Origin of the sequence: Streptococcus oralis, from assembly GCF_001588645.1 — a bacterium.
GTDB classification, from domain to species: domain Bacteria; phylum Bacillota; class Bacilli; order Lactobacillales; family Streptococcaceae; genus Streptococcus; species Streptococcus oralis_AB.
This window is the reverse complement of record NZ_LAYF01000014.1, coordinates 33,962-57,823: the sequence shown is the minus strand read 5'-3', so window position 1 is coordinate 57,823 and position 23,862 is coordinate 33,962. Positions and strand designations below refer to the sequence as shown.

At 41.0% G+C, this 23,862-nt stretch carries 26 protein-coding genes and 1 tRNA gene; 5 read left to right on the top strand and 22 right to left on the bottom strand.

Going from position 1 to position 23,862, the window contains the following annotated elements; translation table 11 throughout:
• Positions 1–166 precede the first annotated feature (166 nt).
• From A0739_RS08745 to A0739_RS08730, 4 genes are all read right to left on the bottom strand, one after another.
• Positions 167–252, bottom strand: a tRNA-Leu gene (locus A0739_RS08745).
• An 80-nt stretch (positions 253–332) separates the two neighbouring features.
• Positions 333–908 carry a cysteine hydrolase family protein gene (locus A0739_RS08740; protein ID WP_001029649.1) on the bottom strand — a complete coding sequence of 192 codons (576 nt, stop codon included), beginning with the start codon at positions 906–908 and terminating at the stop codon, positions 333–335.
• Positions 908–1,696, bottom strand: a complete 789-nt coding sequence (codY, locus tag A0739_RS08735; protein ID WP_000940725.1) for a GTP-sensing pleiotropic transcriptional regulator CodY — start codon at positions 1,694–1,696, stop codon at positions 908–910. The genes A0739_RS08740 and codY overlap by 1 nt, the downstream gene beginning before the upstream one ends.
• Positions 1,697–1,978: 282 nt before the next feature.
• The gene (locus A0739_RS08730) at positions 1,979–3,556 is read right to left on the bottom strand and encodes a DEAD/DEAH box helicase (RefSeq protein WP_061587711.1); all 1,578 of its coding nucleotides are present in this window, start codon (positions 3,554–3,556) and stop codon (positions 1,979–1,981) included.
• Positions 3,557–3,904: 348 nt separating this feature from the next.
• On the opposite strand from A0739_RS08730, the gene A0739_RS08725 reads away from it, so the two are divergent.
• The 4 genes from A0739_RS08725 (at position 3,905) to A0739_RS08710 (ending at position 8,655) form a co-directional block, all read left to right on the top strand.
• Positions 3,905–5,221, top strand: coding sequence for an FAD-containing oxidoreductase (locus A0739_RS08725; protein WP_061587710.1), 1,317 nt, complete (start codon positions 3,905–3,907; stop codon positions 5,219–5,221).
• Positions 5,222–5,320: 99 nt separating this feature from the next.
• Positions 5,321–6,664 (top strand): lipid II isoglutaminyl synthase subunit MurT, encoded by a 1,344-nt coding sequence (murT, locus tag A0739_RS08720; protein ID WP_061587709.1) that lies wholly within the window; start codon positions 5,321–5,323, stop codon positions 6,662–6,664.
• Complete coding sequence (gene gatD, locus A0739_RS08715; protein WP_061587708.1) at positions 6,664–7,446, top strand: lipid II isoglutaminyl synthase subunit GatD; 783 nt, start codon at positions 6,664–6,666, stop codon at positions 7,444–7,446. The genes murT and gatD overlap by 1 nt, the downstream gene beginning before the upstream one ends.
• Positions 7,447–7,572: 126 nt before the next feature.
• Entirely contained in the window at positions 7,573–8,655 is a 1,083-nt protein-coding gene (locus A0739_RS08710) for a M24 family metallopeptidase (RefSeq protein WP_061587707.1), read from the top strand.
• 40 nt (positions 8,656–8,695) lie between these two features.
• On the opposite strand, the gene A0739_RS08705 is transcribed toward A0739_RS08710, so the two are convergent.
• The 18 genes from A0739_RS08705 to A0739_RS08620 all read right to left on the bottom strand — a co-directional run bounded on the left by A0739_RS08705 (position 8,696) and on the right by A0739_RS08620 (position 23,122).
• Complete coding sequence (locus tag A0739_RS08705) at positions 8,696–9,157, bottom strand: ECF transporter S component (protein ID WP_061587706.1); 462 nt, start codon at positions 9,155–9,157, stop codon at positions 8,696–8,698.
• Positions 9,135–9,908, bottom strand: coding sequence for a bifunctional hydroxymethylpyrimidine kinase/phosphomethylpyrimidine kinase (locus A0739_RS08700; protein WP_061587705.1), 774 nt, complete (start codon positions 9,906–9,908; stop codon positions 9,135–9,137). Before A0739_RS08700 ends, A0739_RS08705 begins: the two co-directional genes overlap by 23 nt.
• Complete coding sequence (gene truA, locus A0739_RS08695; protein WP_061587704.1) at positions 9,898–10,647, bottom strand: tRNA pseudouridine(38-40) synthase TruA; 750 nt, start codon at positions 10,645–10,647, stop codon at positions 9,898–9,900. Before truA ends, A0739_RS08700 begins: the two co-directional genes overlap by 11 nt.
• A gap of 99 nt (positions 10,648–10,746) precedes the next feature.
• A complete protein-coding gene (locus tag A0739_RS08690) occupies positions 10,747–11,898 on the bottom strand; it encodes an MFS transporter (protein WP_061587703.1) in 1,152 nt (383 codons plus the stop codon).
• 112 nt (positions 11,899–12,010) lie between these two features.
• The gene (locus A0739_RS08685; protein WP_000775204.1) at positions 12,011–12,634 is read right to left on the bottom strand and encodes a Pr6Pr family membrane protein; all 624 of its coding nucleotides are present in this window, start codon (positions 12,632–12,634) and stop codon (positions 12,011–12,013) included.
• A gap of 2 nt (positions 12,635–12,636) precedes the next feature.
• Positions 12,637–12,975 carry a zinc ribbon domain-containing protein YjdM gene (locus A0739_RS08680; protein WP_001061600.1) on the bottom strand — a complete coding sequence of 113 codons (339 nt, stop codon included), beginning with the start codon at positions 12,973–12,975 and terminating at the stop codon, positions 12,637–12,639.
• A gap of 210 nt (positions 12,976–13,185) precedes the next feature.
• Positions 13,186–13,704 (bottom strand): Dps family protein, encoded by a 519-nt coding sequence (locus A0739_RS08675; protein WP_061587702.1) that lies wholly within the window; start codon positions 13,702–13,704, stop codon positions 13,186–13,188.
• Positions 13,705–13,891: 187 nt separating this feature from the next.
• Positions 13,892–14,650 (bottom strand): triose-phosphate isomerase, encoded by a 759-nt coding sequence (gene tpiA, locus A0739_RS08670; RefSeq protein WP_049490291.1) that lies wholly within the window; start codon positions 14,648–14,650, stop codon positions 13,892–13,894.
• Positions 14,651–14,746: 96 nt separating this feature from the next.
• Positions 14,747–15,424 carry a DnaD domain-containing protein gene (locus tag A0739_RS08665; RefSeq protein ID WP_061587701.1) on the bottom strand — a complete coding sequence of 226 codons (678 nt, stop codon included), beginning with the start codon at positions 15,422–15,424 and terminating at the stop codon, positions 14,747–14,749.
• A gap of 8 nt (positions 15,425–15,432) precedes the next feature.
• Positions 15,433–16,377, bottom strand: a complete 945-nt coding sequence (metA, locus tag A0739_RS08660; protein ID WP_001122696.1) for a homoserine O-acetyltransferase MetA — start codon at positions 16,375–16,377, stop codon at positions 15,433–15,435.
• Positions 16,378–16,558: 181 nt separating this feature from the next.
• Positions 16,559–17,071: an adenine phosphoribosyltransferase gene (locus A0739_RS08655; RefSeq protein ID WP_061587700.1), complete on the bottom strand. Its 513-nt coding sequence runs from the start codon at positions 17,069–17,071 to the stop codon at positions 16,559–16,561.
• Positions 17,072–17,157: 86 nt separating this feature from the next.
• Positions 17,158–17,916 carry a class I SAM-dependent methyltransferase gene (locus tag A0739_RS08650; protein ID WP_061587699.1) on the bottom strand — a complete coding sequence of 253 codons (759 nt, stop codon included), beginning with the start codon at positions 17,914–17,916 and terminating at the stop codon, positions 17,158–17,160.
• Positions 17,917–18,399: 483 nt separating this feature from the next.
• Positions 18,400–19,089, bottom strand: a complete 690-nt coding sequence (gene rplA, locus A0739_RS08645; RefSeq protein WP_001085675.1) for a 50S ribosomal protein L1 — start codon at positions 19,087–19,089, stop codon at positions 18,400–18,402.
• 97 nt (positions 19,090–19,186) lie between these two features.
• Complete coding sequence (rplK, locus tag A0739_RS08640) at positions 19,187–19,612, bottom strand: 50S ribosomal protein L11 (RefSeq protein WP_001085808.1); 426 nt, start codon at positions 19,610–19,612, stop codon at positions 19,187–19,189.
• Between the two features lie 122 nt (positions 19,613–19,734).
• Positions 19,735–20,451, bottom strand: coding sequence for an LD-carboxypeptidase LdcB/DacB (gene ldcB, locus A0739_RS08635; RefSeq protein WP_000747738.1), 717 nt, complete (start codon positions 20,449–20,451; stop codon positions 19,735–19,737).
• 14 nt (positions 20,452–20,465) lie between these two features.
• Complete coding sequence (locus A0739_RS08630) at positions 20,466–20,927, bottom strand: HIT family protein (protein WP_000335584.1); 462 nt, start codon at positions 20,925–20,927, stop codon at positions 20,466–20,468.
• A 186-nt stretch (positions 20,928–21,113) separates the two neighbouring features.
• Complete coding sequence (locus A0739_RS08625) at positions 21,114–22,067, bottom strand: hypothetical protein (RefSeq protein WP_000462603.1); 954 nt, start codon at positions 22,065–22,067, stop codon at positions 21,114–21,116.
• Between the two features lie 17 nt (positions 22,068–22,084).
• Positions 22,085–23,122 (bottom strand): M42 family metallopeptidase, encoded by a 1,038-nt coding sequence (locus A0739_RS08620; protein WP_001077273.1) that lies wholly within the window; start codon positions 23,120–23,122, stop codon positions 22,085–22,087.
• A 139-nt stretch (positions 23,123–23,261) separates the two neighbouring features.
• Between A0739_RS08620 and A0739_RS08615 the strand changes: the two genes are divergently transcribed.
• Positions 23,262–23,813, top strand: coding sequence for a DUF1307 domain-containing protein (locus A0739_RS08615; protein ID WP_000844333.1), 552 nt, complete (start codon positions 23,262–23,264; stop codon positions 23,811–23,813).
• Positions 23,814–23,862 lie beyond the last annotated feature (49 nt).

Sequence of the window (23,862 nt, the reverse complement as noted above, 5' to 3'; positions counted from 1 at the left end):
TGACTTGTGTTTGAAGAAATTCTTAATAGGATGAAATGGAAAACTCAGTTTAAATGTTCTGTTACAATGACTGCTCTTGATGCCAATATTTTTCGATATACGAAACGTGGCCTCTAGTCTTCTTTGTAAAAACAAAAAGAGCTAGCTAAAGCTAACTCTTACCCTATGCGGAGAGAGGGACTTGAACCCTCACGACCTAAAGCGGTCACAGGATCCTTAGTCCTGCGCGTCTGCCAATTCCGCCATCCCCGCGTCGATTACTTTACTAGTATATCAACTTTCAAAATCTTTGTCAACACTTTTTTCAGATTTTTTTCATTTTTCCAACAGTCTTATTGTTCAATTTCAGCAAGGTTTTCATCCAGTAATTTTGCTCCCAATGTGTTCTTAAAATGCCCAAGAGCAAACTGATGATTTTCTGGCCAAATAGAGGCAACTGCAGGCTTGACAATCTCGATTTGATAACCTAAATTATAGGCATCAATAGCCGTATGAAGAACACAAATATCCGTCAAAACACCTGTTAAGATAACAGTATCAACCCGACGTTCCCGCAAACGGATATCTAAGTCCGTTCCTGAAAATGCTGAATAGTGACGCTTGTCCATCCAAAAGACGCGACTATCCGCCTCATGCTCAGCATAAAAGTCAGCTAGGGGGCCATAAAGGTTACGCCCACTAGTTCCGATGATGTTGTGTGGTGGAAAGAGCTTGCTTTCTGGGTGGAATGTATCCTTCTCCTCATGAGCATCAATGGTGAAAAAGACATAGTCTCCACGATCAAAAGCTAATCTGGTTGCCTGATCAATGGCTTTTGATATTGCTTGAGCGGGTGCGCCAGCAGTTAGCTTTCCATGGTCTGCTACGAAATCCTCTGTATAGTCAATCGAGATTAAAGCTTTTGCCATTAGTAGTCCCTCTTTTTCACTTCCTCAAAAATATCACCAATTAGAACTTTGAGATAAGTCCCCTTCATTCCTAATGAGCGACTCTCAATAATTCCCGCAGACTCCAATTTACGAAGCGCATTGACAATCACTGAGCGTGTAATGCCAATACGGTCTGCAATGACAGACGCAGTCAGCTGCCCTTCATTTCCATCCAATTCAGCTAAAATAGCTGATACGGCACGCAGTTCTGAATAGGAAAGGGTGTTGACCGCCATGGTAACAGCCGTACGACGGCGAATATTTTTCTCATCTTCTTCACGTTGAAAGTTCAATAGTTGAATTCCCACAACCGTGCTCGCAATCTCGACAAGAATCAAATCTTCATCTTCAAATTTCTTGTCATTGCGCCAAATGATCAACGAACCTAGGCGAATCCCTGATACATGAATCGGAGCTATGGTCGTCAAACCATCTGGAAAGTCCGCACGGCTCTCTACAGGGAAAATAGTCAAATCATGTTCAACAGGAAGATTGGCTTCCGTATCATAAATCATGTTTGCGCCTTGTACATAGACCTCAGGGAAGGTTTTGGTTTGGAAGAATTGTTCTACACGGTCATTATTGGTCTTATAACGCATAAAGTAGCCTAAGAGACGTCCCTTGTTATTCACAATACAAGCGTTACAATCAATAATATCAGCTAACTGGCGTGTGATCGCATTGTAAGGAAGTTCATCTTGGAGTTGCTCCTCAGAGCGCTTTAGAATAGACGTGATTTTTCTTGTTTTTTCTAATAAATGTGCCATTTTTTACCTCGCATATAATCGCTTCCATTATAACATAGAAAAGTCTTTATTTCAATAATTATCTGAAAATTGCTTATTTAATTGCAATTTTGAACAGCAAAAATATTTTAGAAAAAAAGCGATTTTTTTATTGACATCCTATTTTATTTTTGATATTATAACATTATAAGAAGATGACATGATAAATCCCTTTCCGTTTCACCTATCCTTTACTATCACCATCTTCTTTTACTATCGGTCTCCTTATATATAAAAGCGATTCACAGTGTGAATCGCTTTTTTCTATTTGTCTCCTTTGTTACGAATAACAAAGCCGGTCTTCTTTTCGCTTGAAGTGTTGCGAGGTTTTTTATTGTCTTTGTTACGGTAACGTCTGTCTTTATCAAAACGGTCGTTTCCACGACTGCCTTTCTTGAAGTCATCACGGCGACCATTGCCACGGCGATCACGATCTCGACGGTCGTCTCCACGACGGCCTCCTCGACCTCCCTTACCTTTGCCACCAAAGCCATTACTTGATGGTTTAAATGGCAGTGGTTTTTCACGCGCAATCTCCACTTCAGGAAGGCTGTCTGGATCTTGGACTGTCAGGCTCAAGATATACATAGCCAATTCTTCTGGACTAAATTCAGCAGCTAACTTACGAGCATCTTTAGCAAATTTCTCAAAGTTCCCACGAATTGCTTCGTCTGCGAAGTCTCGTTCGATTTTCTTGAGCGCTACTTGTTTCTTAGCTTGGAAGGCTTCTTCTGCTGTTGCTGGTTTCAAGCCTTTCATGCGTTTCTTAGTCAAGTTTTCGATGATTTGAAGGTAACCCATTTCATTTGGTGCTACGAAAGTAATAGATTGACCTGACTTACCAGCACGACCTGTACGACCGATACGGTGAACGTAACTTTCAGGGTCTTGTGGAATATCGTAGTTGTAGACATGGGTCACACCTGAGATATCCAAACCACGTGCTGCCACGTCAGTCGCAACTAGAACATCAAGATTCCCATTTTTAAAATCACGAAGGACGCGAAGACGTTTGTTTTGGTCTAAGTCACCATGAATTCCTTCTGCACGGAAGCCACGGATCTTAAGACCACGAGTCAATTCATCTACACGGCGTTTAGTACGACCAAATACAATAGCAAGTTCTGGTTGTTCCACGTCCATGAGACGCGTCATGGTATCAAATTTCTCTTGTTCCTTGACACGGATATAGTACTGATCAACCAGCTCTGTTGTCAATTCCTTGGCAGCAATCTTGACATGCTCAGGGTCCTTCATAAACTGAACACCGATACGTTTGATAGCATCTGGCATGGTTGCTGAAAAGAGCAAGGTTTGACGATTTTCAGGGACACGGGAAATGATGGCTTCAATGTCTTCAAGGAAGCCCATGTTGAGCATTTCATCCGCTTCGTCAAGGATAAGCGTTTCAATATCTTGTAATTTCAAGGCCTTGCGTTTAATCAAGTCCAAGAGACGGCCTGGTGTTCCTACCACGATGTGAGCACCAGATTTAAGGGCCTTGATTTGTTTTTCAATGCTGGAACCACCGTAAACTGAGCGAACTTTCACTCCTTTGCTACGGCCAAAGCGGAAGAGTTCTTCTTGGCTTTGGACAGCGAGTTCACGAGTTGGAGCGATAACCAAGGCTTGGATGGTCGCTTCTTCTGTACGGATTTTTTCAAGGGTTGGCAACCCAAAGGCCGCGGTTTTCCCTGTACCAGTCTGAGCTTGACCGATAACGTCTTTTCCTTCGAGAGCCAAGGGAATGGTCTGTTCTTGGATGGGACTGGCTTCTACAAATCCAGCTTTTTCAATCTCTGCTAGCAATTCAGCAGACAAGTTAAATTCATTAAATTTCACGTTATTCTTCTTTCTAAAGGTGGTGCGAAGCCACCCTATAGCGCGTAGTTTATACTTTTCTTTTCATGACGTATCTTCAACAAAAATGAGATACTGTGTTGCTTCTTTTCCACAAAAGAAAAGTACTAGTTTCTTTGCAACCTATCTAGTATAACACAAGAGAGAAGCAAAAGATAGTAGAATCCTTTGGGAAAATCATGTAAACGATTTTCTAGCAGTAAAGTAGCCCGAAACTGGTTTTTCAAAGGATTTGAAGGGAGCATTTCAAACTCACTTCATTTCCCGTAGCAGATTTGTGCAAAAAGTGTTTTCTTATGCTAGAATGAAAATCGAATAGGAGGACTATAAATGTTAACATATGATTTAATCGTTATTGGATTTGGTAAAGCTGGGAAAACACTAGCTGGTAAATTGGCTTCAGCTGGCAAAAAAGTTGCCCTCGTTGAACGTAGCAAAGCTATGTATGGTGGAACTTGTATCAACATCGGTTGTATCCCAACTAAAACCTTGCTAGTTGCTGCTGAGAAAGATTTGTCTTTTGAAGAAGTCATTGCTACCAAAAATACTATCACTAGTCGCCTCAATGGTAAAAACTATGCTACTGTTGCTGGTACAGGTGTGGATATCTTTGATGCGGAAGCTCACTTCCTTTCAAACAAAGTCATCGAAATCCAAGCTGGTGATGAAAAACAAGAACTGACTGCTGAAACTATCGTTATCAATACCGGTGCCGTTTCAAACGTCTTGCCAATCCCTGGACTTGCTACAAGTAAGAATGTCTTTGACTCGACTGGTATTCAAAACTTGAATAAATTGCCTGAAAAACTTGGTGTCCTTGGTGGCGGAAATATCGGTCTTGAATTTGCAGGTCTTTACAACAAACTTGGAAGCAAAGTTACAGTCCTAGATGCCTTGGATACTTTCCTACCTCGTGCAGAACCTTCCATCGCAGCTCTTGCTAAACAATACATGGAAGAAGACGGTATTGAATTGCTTCAAAATATCCGTACTACTGAAATTAAAAACGACGGTGACCAAGTTCTCGTCGTAACTGAAAATGAGACTTACCGTTTCGATGCTCTTCTCTACGCAACTGGACGTAAACCAAACGTAGAACCACTTCAACTTGAGAATACCGATATTGAATTAACTGAGCGTGGTGCTATCAAAGTAGACAAGCATTGTCAAACAAACGTTCCTGGTGTCTTTGCAGTTGGAGACGTCAACGGTGGACCTCAATTCACCTACATCTCACTTGATGACTTCCGTGTTGTCTACAGCTACCTTGTTGGAGATGGCAGCTACACACTTGAAGACCGTCTCAATGTACCAAACACTATGTTCATCACACCTGCACTTTCACAAGTTGGTTTGACTGAAAGCCAAGCAGCTGATTTGAAACTTCCATACGCAGTGAAGGAAATCCCTGTCGCTGCCATGCCTCGTGGTCACGTAAATGGAGATCTTCGCGGTGCCTTCAAAGCAGTTGTCAATACTGAAACAAAAGAAATTCTTGGAGCAAGTATCTTCTCAGAAGGTTCTCAAGAAATCATCAACATCATCACTGTTGCTATGGACAACAAGATTCCTTACACTTACTTCACAAAACAAATCTTCACTCACCCAACCTTGGCTGAGAACTTGAATGACTTATTTGCAATTTAAGTTGAGACTGATTTGTTAGCTAACAGCCCTCTTTGGGCTGTTTTTGTTTCTGCGAAATCTCAAAACTGTCTTTTCCCTCTTTTATGATATAATAGAAACATGAAATTAAAAACTACTTTGGGCCTCCTAGCTGGGCGTTCTTCCCACTTCGTTTTAAGCCGTCTTGGCCGCGGAAGTACGCTCCCAGGAAAACTCGCCCTTCAATTTGATAAAGATATTTTACAACATCTAGCTAAGAACTACGAGATTGTCGTGGTCACTGGAACCAACGGGAAAACCCTGACAACTGCCCTCACTGTCGGTATTTTAAAAGAGGTCTATGGTCAGGTTCTGACCAATCCTAGTGGTGCCAACATGATTACGGGGATTACAACAACCTTCTTGACTGCAAAATCTTCAAAAACTGGAAAAAAAATTGCAGTCCTAGAAATTGACGAGGCCAGTCTATCTCGTATCTGTGACTACATCCATCCTAGTCTTTTTGTCATCACTAATATCTTCCGTGACCAGATGGACCGCTACGGTGAAATTTACACAACTTATAACATGATCTTAGATGCCATCCGTAAGGTGCCTACGGCTACTGTTCTCCTCAATGGTGACAGTCCGCTTTTTTACAAGCCAGCTATTCCAAATCCTGTAGAGTATTTTGGTTTTGACTTGGAAAAAGGGCCAGCCCAACTGGCTCACTACAATACCGAAGGTATTCTCTGCCCTGACTGTCAAGGCATCCTCAAATATGAGCACAATACCTATGCCAACTTGGGTGCCTATATCTGCGAAAATTGTGGCTGCAAACGACCTGATCTAGACTATCGTTTGACAGAACTGGTTGAGTTGACCAACAATCGCTCTCGCTTTGTCATTGATGGACAAGAATACGGCATCCAAATCGGTGGACTTTACAACATCTACAATGCGCTAGCTGCAGTTGCCATCGCCCGTTTCCTTGGCGCAGATTCGCAACGGATCAAGCAAGGATTTGATAAGAGTCGTGCTGTCTTTGGTCGTCAGGAAACCTTCCATATTGGTGATAAAGAATGTACCCTCGTCTTGATTAAAAATCCAGTCGGTGCAACTCAAGCTATCGAGATGATCAAACTAGCGCCTTATCCATTTAGCCTATCTGTCCTTCTCAACGCCAACTATGCAGATGGAATAGATACTAGCTGGATCTGGGATGCGGACTTTGAACAAATCACTGACATGGACATTCCTGAAATCAACGCTGGCGGTGTTCGTCATTCTGAAATTGCACGCCGTCTACGAGTGACGGGCTATCCAGCTGATAAAATCACTGAGACAAGCAATCTGGAGCAAGTTCTCAAAACCATCGAGAACCAAGACTGCAAACATGCCTATATTCTGGCTACCTATACTGCTATGCTAGAATTCCGCGAACTGCTGGCTAGTCGTCAGATTGTCAGAAAGGAGATGAACTGATGGTTTATACTTCACTTTCCTCAAAAGCTGGCAACTACCCTTATCAGCTCAACATCGCCCACCTCTATGGAAACCTCATGAATACCTACGGGGACAATGGAAACATCCTTATGCTCAAGTATGTGGCTGAAAAATTGGGGGCTCATGTGACGGTTGACATCGTTTCTCTCCATGATGACTTTGATGAAAACCACTACGATATCACCTTTTTCGGTGGTGGTCAAGACTTTGAACAAAGCATCATCGCAAGCGACCTACCTGCCAAAAAAGAGAGCATTGACAACTACATCCAAAATGACGGTGTGGTTCTCGCTATCTGCGGTGGTTTCCAACTATTGGGGCAATATTATATTGAAGCTTCAGGCAAACGCATCGAAGGACTCGGTGTCATGGGCCACTACACCCTCAACCAGACCAATAATCGCTTTATCGGTGACATCAAGATTCACAATGAAGACTTCGATGAAACCTACTATGGATTTGAAAATCACCAAGGTCGCACCTTCCTCTCAGATGACCAAAAACCACTGGGACAGGTTGTCTATGGAAATGGAAACAACGAAGAAAAGGTCGGCGAAGGGGTTCATTATAAGAACGTCTTTGGTTCCTACTTCCACGGACCTATCCTCTCTCGTAATGCCAATCTGGCTTATCGCCTTGTCACTACTGCCCTTAAGAAGAAATACGGTCAGGATATCCAACTCCCTGCCTATGAGGACATCCTCAGTCAAGAAATCTCTGAAGAATACAGCGACGTCAAAAGCAAGGCAGACTTTTCTTAAATTAAGAAAACTATATCAAAGAACTCTGCTATCTTACCGGAGTTCTTTTTGTCTGTTCTTTTACCCTTCTCCCTTGCATTTTCTCTCTTTTTTTGCCAAAATAGAGGGGTAGAAAGAAGGTAGCATATGTCTAAATTACAACAAATCGTAACATATCTTGAATCAGAAAAACTAGACGTCGCTGTCGTATCTGACCCCGTCACTATTAATTACCTCACTGGCTTTTACAGTGATCCCCATGAACGCCAAATGTTCCTCTTTGTTCTAGCAGATCAGGAACCTCTCCTCTTTGTCCCAGCCCTTGAGGTTGAGCGTGCAAGCAGCACTGTCTCTTTCCCAGTTGTGGGCTATGTGGATTCTGAAAATCCATGGCATAAAATCAAAAACGCTTTGCCGCAGCACGACTTCAAACGTGTTGCTGTTGAGTTTGACAACCTCATCTTAACCAAGTATCATGGTTTGAAAACAGTCTTTGAGACTGCTGAGTTTGAAAACCTCACTCCTCGCATCCAACTCATGCGCCTCATCAAATCAGCTGACGAAGTCCAAAAAATGATGGTTGCAGGTCTCTATGCCGACAAGGCGGTCAAAGTTGGTTTTGATAATATTTCTCTTGATAAGACTGAGACAGATATCATTGCACAAATCGACTTTGCCATGAAGCGTGAAGGCTATGAAATGAGTTTTGATACCATGGTCTTGACTGGCGATAACGCTGCAAATCCACACGGAATTCCTGGTGCAAACAAGGTCGAAAAAGACGCCCTTCTCCTCTTTGACCTGGGTGTTATGGTCAATGGCTATGCATCAGATATGACTCGTACAGTCGCTGTCGGCAAACCAGACCAATTCAAAAAAGATATTTACAACTTGACCCTTGAAGCCCAACAAGCTGCCCTTGACTTTATCAAACCTGGTGTGACTGCTCATGAAGTAGACCGCGCCGCTCGTGAAGTCATCGAAAAAGCCGGTTATGGTGAGTACTTCAACCACCGTCTCGGTCACGGTATCGGTATGGATGTCCACGAATTCCCTTCTATCATGGAAGGAAACGACATGGTCATCGAAGAAGGCATGTGTTTCTCTGTTGAACCTGGTATCTATATCCCTGGTAAAGTCGGTGTTCGTATCGAAGACTGCGGTGTTGTTACCAAAGATGGCTTTGACCTCTTTACAAGCACCAGCAAAGATTTGCTTTATTTTGATTAAATATAGACAAGCAAAAAGTCAGCTATTGAAGCTGACTTTTTTATTTTATCTTCTTGACGCTCTGAAAGACTACAAACCCCACAACCATTCCCAAGGTATTTTGCAGGAAGTTTGGAAGGATTTCTGGTAAGGCTGCTGACCAGCCATTCATCAGGGTAGAACCTAGGGCGTAGCCACTTACCATGACGATAGTAGCCAAGACAAGGCCTAGCCATTGCCACTTCCCTTTAAAACCTGCAAAAAATCCTTGCAAGCCATGATTTATCAAGCTAAAAAACATCCACTGTGGATAGCCTGATAGAAGGTCAATTAGGAATCCTGCTAGTCCTCCAACGACAGCTCCTTCTTTACTGCCAAAGTAAAAAGCAGTAAAGAAAATACCTGCGTCCAAGAGAGTCAATATTCCTGTTGGCGTTCCAATTTTCAAGTAATAACCTAGGACTACTGAAAGGGCGGTTAAAAGAGATACAAGGGCGATTTTAGTTGTTTTGGTTTGCTTCATATTGTCTTACTCCATATTGATCTGCTTGTGCAATAGCACGGTAAACGAAAGCTTTTGAGCTCTCTACTGCTGGTAAAAGTTCATCCCCTTTAACCAAGTGACTGGCGATGCTTGAGGCAAAGGTACAACCTGCACCAGCATTTTGGCTTTGAATGACTGGGTTTTCTAGAACAGTGAAAGTTTGTCCATCATAAAAGACATCCACTGCCTTGTCCTGACTGAGGCGATTGCCTCCCTTGATAATAACTGCTGGCGCTCCTAAATCATGCAATTTCTGAGCTGCAGCCTTCATGTCTTCTAATGTTTTAATTTCCTGATCAGCCAATAATTCTGCTTCAGGAAGATTTGGCGTAATCACACTGACATGAGGGAAAAAGCGAATCAACTCTTGACAGAGTTCACTAACAGCTACATCGTGCGTTTCCTTGCAGACCAAAACGGGGTCCAATACCACAGGCACTCCTGGACGTTGCTTGATAAAGTCCAAGGCCTTCTCAGCCACACTGACAGTAGGAAGAAGGCCAATCTTAATTCCTGCAAACTCGACATCACGTAAGCTATTCAACTCATGTTGGAAAATAGTATCATCCGTAGGGAAGACTTCAAAGCCCTTTTCGGTCAAGGCCGTCAAACAAGTGACAGCTACAAAGCCATGCAAGCCGTTCAAGGTATAGGTAGCCAAATCAGCTGACAAACCACCACCACTAAAAATATCATTCCCAGAAAGGGCTAAAATGCGATTATTCTTCATATCGAATCTCCTTCAAATACAAGCCATTTGGTGCCGCAGTGGGACCTGCAAGTTGCCTGTCCTTCTTCTCCAAAATCAATTCAATCTGCTCAACTGGCATCCGATTATTTCCGATTTTGAGCAACGTCCCCACCATATTGCGAATCTGCTTATACAAGAAACCATTTCCTGAAAAGGTAAAGGTCAAAAACTGCCCTGTCTCATCAATCCTAAGACTGGCTTCTGTAATAGTCCGAACCTTGTCCTCTACACTGGTTCCAGATGCTGTAAAACCGGTGAAATCATGAGTTCCCTCTAGCTTTTTGATTGCCATCTGCATCCGCTCCACATCGAGGGGATAGGGAAAGTGAGTAGCATAGTGACGGCGCATGGGATTTTTAGGACGCCCCCTATCTACTATAAACTCATAGGTCTTGCTATGTTTTGCATAACGACAATGAAAATCATCCGCCACAAGCTCAATTGAAATCACATCGATATCTTCTGGTGACTGGGTATCCAGAGCAAAACGGAGTTTTTCCACATCCATCTGATAGGGCAGATCAAAATGAATAACCTGTCCCAGAGCATGGACCCCACTATCCGTCCTACCAGCACCGTGTACAGCGATGGCTTGCCCCTTATTGAGTCTTGTTAAGGTTTTCTCAATTTCCTCTTGAACGCTCCGCGCATGAGGCTGGCGCTGAAAACCAGCAAAGGCATAACCATCATAGGAAATGATTGCTTTATATCTTGTCATAACTTCTATTTTATCAGGAAATAAAAGTGTAAACAAGTTTAAAAACCAATAATTGTCTGGGTACAAAATTTCCAGAAAGAAAAACTTAGGAAATTAATCCTAAGCTCTCTTTTGAAGTGCGTACATAACAAAGATAGAAGTGACAATCAACCAGCAGCCTAGAATGGTGAAGACCAACATACCGTTTTGAGTCACCAAACCAATCGCTCCAAGAATGAAAGGTGTCGTGAAGGCTCCAAAGCTACATCCTAGCACTGCAAAAGATGTTGCCTGATTAAGGAGCTTGGCTGGGATTCTTTCAGAAAGAAGCTGAAAGACAGTGGTCAAGGCCACACTGTAGGAAAAACCTGCCACAACACTTCCAACTACCATCACACCCAATGACGGAGACAAGGCAATCACAATTTGCCCCAATCCAAAGGTGATACCTGACCAAAGGAGCAACCTTTCTTTAAACAGAGAGATAAAGAAAGAAAAACTCACACCTGCCAAGATACCAATCAACTGCATGATACTTAAAACCAAGCTCGATAACTGGGCATCCCCTAGACTTCTTTCCACCATCAGACTAGGAATACGAATGGTGATAGCTGTGTTGGTGCAGACAACAACTGCTGCTTCGACAGCCAATAGAAAAATCAAGCCTTTCATCTGTCCTGTCAAACGAGTTGTTTCGGCCTCTTTTTTCTTTGTTTCTTTCTTTTCTTTCCCATAAGGGACAAAGAGCAGATAAAGGATCAATACTAAAAATCCTGCACTGTAGGCCAAGAAGGTCACTGTCCATCCCAAGGATAAGAGTTGACCGACCACTAGAGTCAAAATCGATGCCCCGACAACTTCTGCTGATCCGCGAAGACCCAACATCTGGATCCGTGTCTTTCCATGATAGCGTTCGCTAATGATGGAAATGGCCTTGGCATTAATCATTCCAACACCCAAGCCAAATAAAATCCGCATCGCAAAGACAAAGTTGTACTCCTGATACCAGAAAGGGGCAGTTCCACCGATAGAAAGGATGAGAAGTCCTAGACTAATCTGAAGACGTTCAGGCAACAAACGTTCCAAAACCCCATTTAAGACTAGCATAATCATAATCCCAAAAGAAGGGAGGCTAACGAGAAGCTCGATTTGTTCTTTGGGATAGCCCTGATAGTAGTCAAACATAGCTGGTAGAGCACTTGAGATGGAAAAGGAAGTAATCAAAACGAGGGAGAGGGCTAGAATGCTAGCCCGTTCTAAATATTGTTTCATGAATTTTCTTTCTGTATATTTCTCACTGTTGATCCTTTTAAAAGGAAGATGGCAAGAAAAGAAGGAGCCCGATTGAACTAGAGACTCCGTCCTAACTTTCCTAATAGGAAGACTATTTTCGCTTGATTTGCTTGATCAGATAGAAGATGAAGCCTGCAACCATATACGCCGCAAAAATGATCAAACACCATTTGATAACCACGTCCCAACCCTTGTTCACATTCAAAAAGAAATAAGGGAAGGGATTGTCTTTGGAATTCGGAATATTGAGTTTTAAGACCAGGCCGTTAAACAAAGCAAAAATCATATAAACCAAGGGCAAGATGGTCCACAAGACTGGATCCCAGATCTTGTATTGACCCCGTTTATCAAAGAAGAGGGTGTCAGCTAAAAACCAGAGTGGAACGATATAGTGGCAAAGGAAATTTTCCACACGGTAAAAGTCTGTCGCAATCGGAGCAAGCATAAAATGGTAAATCACACAGGTAATCATGATACTCATGGTAACGCCACCCTTGAGACGAAGCAAGGTCGGACTTTGCCAATTTTCACCTGAACGGCTCATCACACGGAGCAGATAGCCCGTGAAAATCGTTACCAAAAGATTGGACAACACTGTGTAGTAAAGGAGCATACCAAAGCCACCGTGCTTGGTAATCTCCAAATAAACTCCTGTAAATGCCGCTAAGAACAAGAGGACACGACTATAAAAGATAAATTTATAATTCAGTTTCATGGCTAGATTTTCTTAACAAATTCTGACTTGAGTTTCATAGCTCCAAAACCATCAATCTTACAGTCGATGTTGTGGTCACCTTCTACGATACGGATATTTTTAACGCGAGTTCCTTGTTTCAAATCCTTTGGCGCACCTTTTACTTTCAAATCCTTGATAAGAGTTACAGTATCGCCGTCAGCCAATTTATTTCCATTGGCATCAATAGCAACAACACCTTCTTCTACTTCTGCAACTTCTGCAGGGTTCCATTCATAGGCACACTCTGGGCAGACCAAGAGACTTCCGTCTTCGTAGACATATTCTGAATTACATTTCGGGCAATTTGGTAAGTTGTTCATAAGTCCTCCTTAAACTAACAATTATTCTTTAAAATTCATATGTTACTGAACAGCAACTATTATACCGTAAAATCCTAGATTTGACAATGATTCCTAAGGGCTAGCAAACAAAAAAGTCATGCACCTTTTTACAGTTACATGACTTTTAAAAGATGATTGTTCATAGGTACTTATCAAGCACCTCATGATAAAAGGGGTAGCAACTATATCTTACAGACCAGGAGCTTGTCCAAGTTCTGCTGTAAGCATCCAAACTGTTTTCTCAAGTTCAGCCTTAGCCCCAACAAAGATATCGTTTGTAACATCATCGCCTTCTTCGTCAGTCACATCCAAAGCCTTTTGGAAAAGACTGATGAGGTAGCGATAAATAGCTAGAACACGTTCCAAGCTTTCTTCAACGTTACGGAATTCTCCTTCTTCTTCTTCGATTTCACTGTGTTGAAGGAATTCTGTCAAAGTTGAGTAAGGTTTGCCACCAAGGGTAATTAAACGTTCGCTGATTTCGTCAAGATAACCATCAAGGCTGTCCATGTATTCATCCATTTTTGGATGCCATACGAGGAAACCACGACCACGCATATACCAGTGAACTTGGTGAAGGGCAATGTGAGCCACATACAAGTCTGCTACTGCTTTGTTCAATACTTCTTTTGTTTTTGCCAATGCTACTGGCGCTGTTTTAGATAATGTTGTAACGTCTTTTAATGCATCTTTTTTCAATTCAACCATTTTTTTCACCTCATAATATTATTTTTGTAACCATATTTATTGATTACTACCTCAGTATACTACACCTAGTAGACAAAAGCAAGAAAATTAACCCATATTAAAAAAGTTGTAATTGACTGATAATTTAAGAAAAATATACAGTCTTTAAAAAAAGACAGTCTTAGAAGACTGTCTGGAATAACCTAGATTATTTTACAAAGTCAAGCAATGCCAAGAAGCTTTCAGCTTCAAGTGACGCACCACCAACAAGGGCACCGTCAACGTCTGGGCAAGCCATGTATGAAGCAACGTTTTCAGGTTTAACTGAACCACCGTATTGAACGCGTACTTTGTCAGCAACTTCTTGACCGAAGTCAGCAGCTACAACGTCACGAACAACTTTACACATTTTTTGTGCGTCGTCTTGTGAAGCTGATTTACCTGTACCTATAGCCCAGATTGGCTCATAAGCGATAACAGATGCAGCAACTTGTTCAGCTGTCAATCCAGCCAATGCAGCAGATACTTGAGCACCTACGAATTCAGCAGCTTTACCAGCTTCGTAAGTTTCAAGTGACTCACCACAACAGATGATTGGAAGCATACCGTTTGCAAAGATTGCTTTTGCTTTTTTGTTGATATCTTCGTCAGTTTCATGGAAGTAGTCACGACGTTCTGAGTGACCGATAACAACGTAGTCAGTACCGATTTCTTTCAAAACTTGTGGGCTTGTTTCACCAGTGAAAGCACCTGCATTTTCAAAGTAGCAGTTTTGAGCAGCAACTTTAAGGTTAGTTCCTTTAGCAGCAGCAAGAACAGTTGTCAAGTCAAGTGCAGGAACTGCGATACCTGCTTCAACAAGGTCTGATGAAGGGAGTTTTGATGCAACGGCTTCAACGAATGCTTTTGCTTCTTCTGGATTTTTGTTCATTTTCCAGTTACCAGCGATAAATGGTTTACGTGACATTTCACATACCTCTTTTTTCATTTTATTCACTATTATTCTATCATATTTATAAGGAGCTTGCAAACCTTACTCTAATTTTCAAGATTTTTCAAGCGACTAATCTTGCCACAAATTCATGGCATCAAGGAAATCAGCCGAAGCCTGAACTTGTTTGGGATTGTTGGCTTCTCGCTCTGCTCGTTTGGCCTCTACTTGGGCAACAGATTGAATGCCCTCATGGCGCCAATTCCGAAGGATGGCCTGAATATATTTCCAGTTTGGCTTGCCATTGAGAACGGCTTCTCGGAGAGCTTCCTTGATCAAATCCGCCTTAACTCCGTCTTCTTTGACAGTCTTAGAAAGGTCTTCGATTTCAAATGGTGTTAATAAGCGTCCCAATTCCTGCTGAAAAGTTTCAACCAGATCCTTCAACTGATTCTGCGGGTTTGGGGTTGTTGTAGCTGGAGTCTGACTGTTCAACAAGCTATCTAAGCGTTCAAAAGCCAAACTAGCATCAAAAATGAGCTCAATCTCCCCATTTAGTTCAATGGTCCGATATTGCAGCAAACCATTTTCTGTCAAATTTGAAATAGATTGGTTGACATCTGCAACCTCTTTCCCAATGATTTCAGCAATCTGACTAGGTGAAACATCTCCTAGGGCTGTGGTATTTTGTAAATAGAAAAATTGCCAGACGAGAAAATCTTCGCTGGAAGGAAAGAGTTCCTTAAAATGCAAGAGCAGGGCACTTGGCAAAACCAAGTTCCCTGATTTAAAAGCGTCAAAATATGTCATAATTCCTCTTATAGATATCCAAATGCAGCCGCATCATCCTCTACCTTTCTCCAGTCAAAAGGGGTTTCTTGATAAACTGCATAGTTTACCCAATTGCTGAAAAAGAGGGCAGCTGATGAAGACCAACAGAGACACGGTGTCTCATTCACATCATCATTTTTGAAGTAATTTTCTGGAATATGAGGATTAAGTCCTGCCTCACAATCACGAAAATACTCTTTTGCTAGAGTATCACGGTCATATTCTAAATGACCAAAACTATAAATCTCACGAAGATCCCGACTGGCTAAAATAGAAACGCCGACTTGTTCTCCCTCAGAGAGGATTTCCAGATTGGTTTTTCCTAATATCTCTTCCTTATAGATTTCTGTATAACGAGAATGGGGAGCTACATAGCTATCATCAAAACCACGAAAGAGAAGATGGCCCTCTTTCAAGGTATCCTGCGGGTAAATGCCTGACAATTTCTGCTCCATCTGGTGTTTATCAACTCCATAGCGAGCATAAAGACCTGCTTGGGCACCCCAGCAGATATGAAGGGTCGAATAGACATGGGTCTTGGACCACTCAAGCACCTGACTGAATTCCTCCCAATAGTCCACTTCCTCAAATGGTAAATGCTCAATCGGAGCCCCTGTGATAATCATCCCATCAAAATACTCGTCCTTGACTTCAGGAAAAGTTTTATAAAAAGTCTCCATATGCTCTGCACGAGTCGTCTTGGAACGGTGGCTCTCCATATAGAGAAAGTCTATGTCCAATTGCAAAGGAGTATTTGCTAAATGCCGTAACAACTGGGTCTCTGTGACCACTTTTTTGGGCATTAGGTTTAAAATCAAAATTTTCAAGGGACGGATATCTTGGTGGGCCGCACGTTGATCATCCATGACAAAGATATTCTCTGTCCGTAAAATCTCAACAGCTGGCAATTTTTTATCAATTCTAATCGGCATAACCTTCTCCTAACTGTACTCTTTTAGAAATAATTGAATGTGTTTGAAGTCAAATCTCAAACACTTAGTCCTTTTATTATACTGCAAGAAGATATAGTTTTCAATTATAGTTTTTCTCTAACTAGCTATAGTTTGTTTATATAGCAGATGAAGAGAAAACAGCCCCAAGGACTGTTTTTCATTAATAATGCATAAGTACCTTGTAATCGTAGTTACCGATTTTTTCACGGCCTTTAAGCTCATCAAGTTCAATCAAGAAAGCACAACCGGCTACAACTCCACCAAGTCTTTCAATCATTTCAATGGTTGCCTTGACAGTACCACCTGTCGCCAAGAGGTCATCTACGATGAGAACGCGTTGACCTGGTTTGATGGCATCCGCGTGCATGGTCAAGGTATCAATACCGTACTCTTTTTCATAGTCAGCAGAAATGACTTCACGTGGCAATTTTCCTGGTTTACGTACAGGAGCAAATCCAATCCCCAACTCAAAGGCAACGGGACAGCCAACGATAAAACCACGGGCTTCTGGTCCCACAATCATGTCGATTTTCTTGTCAGTTGCATACTGAACGATTTCACGAACAGCATAGCTATAGGCATTGCCATCTGCCATCAATGGGCTGATATCACGGAAGGTGATGCCTTCCTTGGGATAATTTTCAATCGTTGCGATATAATCTTTTAAATTCATCTTTTTCTTTCTTTCAAAGTTTTTTACTCTCTATTATAGCATATTTTTTAAGAAAGAAACAAGGAAAAGTTAACTCCAATAATTATCTAACGATTTGACGATTTATAACTAGCCATAGCAATAAAGCCCAATTTCTGTTTATTCTTAGCAAACATTTTATACATAGTTAAAAACTGCTTTCTATTCTCCTTTTTACAAGCATTTACGCAAATTTTCAAAGTTCCTAGCCAACCTTCGTCATAAATCATACCTGATAATTTCATTAATGTCATTTCACCAGTCAATATTTTCACATCACGATAACCTGATTCTATCATCACCTGTTCCCAACCATCTTGAGTTAAAGGACCTACATTTACATGAATTGCTTGTGACAATTCCTGTCTGACAGACTCTTTAGCTTCCTTAAGAAGCACATCATGTGTCAAAAGAAGACCTTCAGGTTTTAAAACCCTTAGATACTCCATTACACATTTTTTCTTAGCTTGATCGGCTTGCATAGTCAGCATAGCTTCATTTATAACAATATCAAAACTAGCATCTCCATAAGGAAGTTTCATTGCATTTGCTCTTTCAAATCTGATCAAATGAGCAACACCTGCCGTTTCAGCAGATTTTTTAGCCACTTCTAAGGCTTGTCCATCCATATCAACAGCAGTTATCTTACAACCAAAACGCTGTGCCAACTCAATTGCTGTAGTTCCCCTATTGCACGCAACTTCTAGTATTCTCTTTTCTTTTGAAAATCCTCCTTCCGCAATTAACCAATCTGTAGCACGTTTTCCACCTGGACGTAAGCGTTTTTTCCCCAGTTTTGCTAAAAACTTATGACCTGCTTCTGACATTTGAACACCTCTATTTTTTCTTCATTATAACATAAAATTATATTGTCTGACAATTCTAATCTATTGTTTGATAAACTAGAATCAAAAGCATACAAACTGCCATGACTATAGCATAAATCTATTAATCACCTCTCTAGTTCGAATTCAATTGCCCACGTAGTTTACACATATAGGTTACGACTACATATTTGTACTTTAGAGTTGCTGGCCTCCTTATCCGCTATATGCGCTTTACTATCACGTACCTATTCGTATAGCCAAGATTTCTCTATCTCTTTCTCTGCCGATTCTTGTTTCCAACGTCAGACTTAAACAGTCCATCCTAATGCCGTTCGATCAGCTACTCACAATAGTCAGGCTTGGGAATCACTTTTGGGTTTACTAGTATATGGTACCCACAGAGGACTTACACCTCAGATGAACGGAATGCCCGTTGTACCTAAAAAACGAGCACATTCGTACTCGTTTTTAAAAATCTGTTAATTAAAGTGAGTTTACGTCAACCTTGATACCAACACCTTGAGTAGTTGTGATTGTCAAGTTAGTTACGTAAGTTCCTTTAGCTGTAGCTGGTTTTGCTTTTTGGATTGTTTCGTTGAAAGCTTTAAAGTTTTCAACCAATTTTTCAGCTTCAAATGATACTTTACCGATGATTGCTTGAACGTTACCTGCACGGTCAGCACGGTAAGTGATTTTACCACCTTTAGACTCTTCAACTGCTTTAGCAACATCCATTGTTACAGTACCAGTTTTAGGGTTTGGCATCAAGTTACGTGGTCCAAGGACACGTCCAAGACGTCCAACAAGAGCCATCATGTCAGGTGTAGCGATAACTACGTCGAAGTCCAACCAACCGTCGTTGATTTTTGCAACAAGGTCATCTTCACCAACAAAGTCTGCACCAGCAGCTTTTGCTTCTTCAGCTTTTGCACCACGTGCGAAAACAAGAACGCGTGAAGTTTTACCTGTACCGTTTGGCAATACCATTGCGCCACGGATTTGTTGGTCAGCTTTTTTAACGTCGATGTTCAAGTTGTAAGCAACTTCTACAGTTGCGTCAAATTTTGCAAAGTTAGTTTCTTTTGCAAGTGCTACAGCTTCTTCTACACTGTATGCTTTTGTGCTGTCGATTTTTTCAAGAGCAGCACGAAGTTGTTTGCTTTTTTTAGCCATTTTCTATTCTCCTTGTAAGTGGTTCAATCGATTTTCATCTCCCACGTCACTTCTCGAAATGATGAAGTCTTGCGGGTTATATTGGGGGTGTTATTGATTAGTCAACAACAGTGAATCCCATAGAACGAGCAGTACCTTCGATCATACGCATTGCAGACTCAATGTTTGCTGCGTTCAAATCTGGCATCTTAGTTTCTGCAATTTCTTGTACTTGTGCACGAGTAACTGTAGCAACTTTAGTTTTGTTAGGTGTACCTGATCCTTTTTCAACACCTGCAGCTTTTTTCAAAAGAACAGCAGCTGGTGGTGTTTTTGTTACGAAAGTAAATGATTTATCTTCGTAAACTGAGATAACAACTGGAATGATCATCCCAGCTTGGTCAGCTGTACGAGCGTTGAACTCTTTTGTGAATCCCATGATGTTGATACCAGCTTGACCAAGAGCAGGTCCAACTGGTGGAGCTGGTGTAGCTTTACCAGCAGGGATTTGCAATTTTACAAGTTTTTCGACTTTTTTAGCCATTTTTAAATCCTCCTTTGTGGTTTTGGCGGTAATTAGAGATTTTTACCTCCCACAAGTATGCTTTACACATACCTTTCCATTATACACTATTTATCTAAAAATGCAAGAGAAAAATTACTTTTTTAATCGACGTAATCTCCGCCTTCAAAGCCATAGTACTCTTCCAAACTGAGACCACTTGCAGCAATTTCTTTGGCCTCTTTTCCGACGTAGCGAAGATGCCATTCTTCCGCCATGTAGCCAGTCTCTTTTTCCTTGCCTTTGAGATAGCGAACAACAAAGCCAAAGTCAGCCGCATGATCCAAGAGCCACTGGGCTGCCTTTTCTTCAGTAACTAAATCACCATCTGTCCCAATAAGGTCAAAAGCAAGACCTGTTTGGTGTTCACTATAACCTGGGCGAGCTGAGTAGCGATCAGCAGCTTCCTTACCATCTTGATTCACATAGTCTTGATAAAGTTTGGTTTGAGTTTCATAACTTCTAAAACCACTGTAGTGATCGCTGATTGGGTAGCCCGCTGCTTGCATTGCTGCAATGAGTTTCAGCAACTCTGCTTTAGCTGTTGGATTTTCTCCTGGATTATAGTCTTTTGACAAAGGATAGTGCTTATTAGCTATGACGATTTCATCGTACTTCCCTTGAATACTATAGTAGTCTCCCTTATTGACAACTTCTGCCTTCTTCTGACTAGAGGCTTGGGATTTGCTCCCTACAGTTCCTTCAGGTTGACTAGTTTGTTCCGTTTTTTGAGTGTTTTCTTCATTTTTAGGTTTTTCTTGAGAACATGCTGCTAGGGTTACTGCTAGCAAACCTGATAAAACGATGTATCTTTTTTTCATTTTTTCTTCCTCTCTTAGGCCATGTGCTTCTCTAATTCATCGGATAAGGCTTTAATCATTTGTTCCAACTCATGGGATTTCACTTGGCAATCTTCTGACGCCATTTCTTCCCAGGGCACCCACCAGACTGGACCACGGCCATTAAGCCCATGCCCCTTCATATCACCTGACCGTCTTGGAAAGAGGTGCCAGTGAGCGTGGGCATCTCCATTTCCTAGAAGTTCGATGTTCATCTTTTCAGCTTTAAACGCTTTGGCGACTGCTTCTTGGACTAAACTCATTTCCTCTAGAAAACGCAGTTTTTCAGAAGTCTCCATATGGTGGAGTTCTGTTATATGTTCTTTTGCCAGAAATAAGGTATAGCCCTTAAAGTATTGGTGATCCCCAATAACAACATAGCCTGTTTCTAGTTCTTTTACAAAGTAGGGATTTTTCCCCGCTTTAATTAGGTCTATCCGCTCACAAATAAGACACATGAGTCTCTCCTTTCAACTCTAATAAGTTCAAAATATCTTGAGCCTGACAGCTCGGGATTAGCTATACTTGCATTCTCAAGCACATAGGGATTAAATCACTCACTGTCAATCCCTGCTTTATTTACCCCTCGGATATCCACTGCTTCAAAGTCGAGAAGGATGTGATTAAGGTCAAAAAGTCGGTGTTCATAGGTCATCATTCCCCTCCCTCTTATCTTTGTGAAATAATTTTTGAATCTTATTAAAAAATGGAATAACTGTAAAATTATCTATAAAGCGTCTCTTACTTAACTTAGGTCCCTGTAGTTTTCTATATTCTTCGATATAAATTGTAGATACCTTACCAATTTCACTTTCTCCGAAGATAATAGCTTTTAAAAATATTACACCAATACTTAAACAAAGTGAAACTATTCCAACAATAAGAACAATAGATAAATTTTTATACAAATAATACGATATTACAGTATCAACTGCGACAATATAGAAAAGGCACACTGTAATAAATATTCCAGATCTTCCATCATCACTTTCATCAACACTAAATTCTGGGAGTAAAAAAATTAAAATTACAACAAGCAGCAAATAAGCCAATAACAAAGAGGGTCCAGTAGGTTGTTCTATAAAACTCTGATACCCAAAGTAAATGAAAAATAGCTGAAGTAATAACATCGCATACTGAAATAAATAAAACCATATTTTAGCTGAACTTATAAGCGGAATATTTTTTTCTACTTTTATATCTAGTAATCGTTTAGCAATTTGTATCCGATGAGCTAGTTCTTTTAAATCCTCTATTTGAAGTATTTGAGAAGCAAGTTTTTTCTCTATAATTTCTATTTGATACCATATATATCCATCATCTTCTATCCACTGATATTTTCCAAAAGTTTTTATTTTTCGTCCATACGGATTAATGTTTTGAGAAATTTTAAAAAGTAGTTTTTCTAAATCTGGATTAGTAATTCCTTTATCTACCAGTTCATCGGCATAAACAACTAGTTCTTTAAAGTTTTCTTGTTTATTTTCATACACATACTTACGATATTCCTCTTTTTTCTTTTGGAAATAAGCATACAAACCCGAAACTAACCCCGTTATTATAGCAGGCGTTGCTAATTGTTTCAGCATTTCAAACATAATACTTTATCGCCCCTTTACTCCACCAAGGTGCTCTTGAGATAGGCGTCTACCATACGCTCAGTCGCCACGACCGAATCAATGTGTGTTCGTTCGTAAGAGTGACTGGATTCAATACCAGCTCCAAGGAGGGCGTGTTTGACCTCTGCTCCTGCTGACATAGCCGCTGAAGCGTCCGATCCATAAAATGGATAGATATCCAGCTTAAATGGAATATCTTGCTCTTTCGCCAAAGCTACTAAGTGTTGACGGAAGTCATAGTGATAAGGACCAGAAGCATCCTTGACACAGATAGATACTGTGTACTCATCCGTCTGTTGGTCATCGCCCATAGCTCCCATATCTACAGCTAGATATTCCACTACCTGAGCTGGAATATTGGAGTTGGCACCGTGACCCACCTCTTCGAAGACTGAAAAAGCAAAATGAGTTGTTACTGGCAATTCAATCCCCTCTTCCTTGTAAATACGAAGAAGATTGAGCAAAATTGCTGCGCTGACCTTGTCATCCAAGTGTCGAGACTTGATAAAACCAGTTTCTGTCACAACTGTTCGCGGATCGAAACTAATAAAGTCTCCAACCTCAATACCCAAGGCGCGGGTTTCTTTTTCATTGGTTACTTTTGCATCCAAACGCACTTCCATATTGTCCTGAGTACGTTCAGCAGTTCCTGCATCCTTGTAGACATGGCAAGATGTCTGGTGGATGAGGATAGTTCCAGATACCGTTTTACCTGTACTAGCCACATGAACCGTACAGTTCTCTCCCTCAATCATGTTCCAAGGGAAACCACCGATACGATCCAATTTGAGACGGCCATCCGGTTTGACAGCACGGACAATAGCACCCAGCGTATCCACATGGGCAGTCACATAGCGGTGTTGGTCATCATTTTGACCTTTAATAGTAACATTGACACCACCCTTAGCAGTTCGAATAGGCTGGTAACCAAGCTCTTCTAAAGTATGGACTAGGTAGTCTGAAATCTCACGAGTAAAGCCCGTTGGAGATGCAATAGCAGTTAATTCTTTGATATAGTTTACAGTTTGATTCATTTCTTCACCTCTTTCCTACCATTATAACATTTTTCTAGTCAGACTCCTTCTCAAAAGGAGAAAAACTGTGTTTAGTTGCTTTCACTATAGATCCATGTTATAATACAAATACTTTGATTATGAAAGGAAAGTAATAGATATGAAATCATACTTTAAAGTATCACTAGCCCTTGTGGCTTCACTTGTCCTCCTGCTCGGATGTTCCAAACAAGCATCAACTACTGCTAGCAGCAGTACCAAAGAAGACACAACAACTCAGTCAAACGAGACTAAACAAAGCAGTCAACAATCATCTGAAAAGAAAGAAACAACTAAAACACATACCTTTGTAAACAAAAGCAATTCTGGAATCACTTCTACCTTGATTTATACTGTAGAAGGGGACAATGTTATCAAGCAATCAGCTAATAACATTGCTGATCCTGAAATCCTTGGTGCAACTCCAGAAGATGTCAAGAGTTTTATCGAAGAAAAGTACAAAGGTTATAATGGACTCAAAGGTGTTAAACAAACGATTGAAATCAAAGATGGTAAAGTTGTTCAAGATCTAGAAGTTGATTTCTCAGTTGCAAGCATTAGCGAACTTAGAAAAGCACTTCCTGAAGAATATTCTGGTATCGGTAATCGTGTCAGTTTCTCAAATTCTAAAAAAGCACTGGAAAAAATGGGATTCACAGAAAAGACGAACTAATCTCCCAAAATTTCATATAGACTAGTGTAGGTCCACCCCAAAAGTTAGA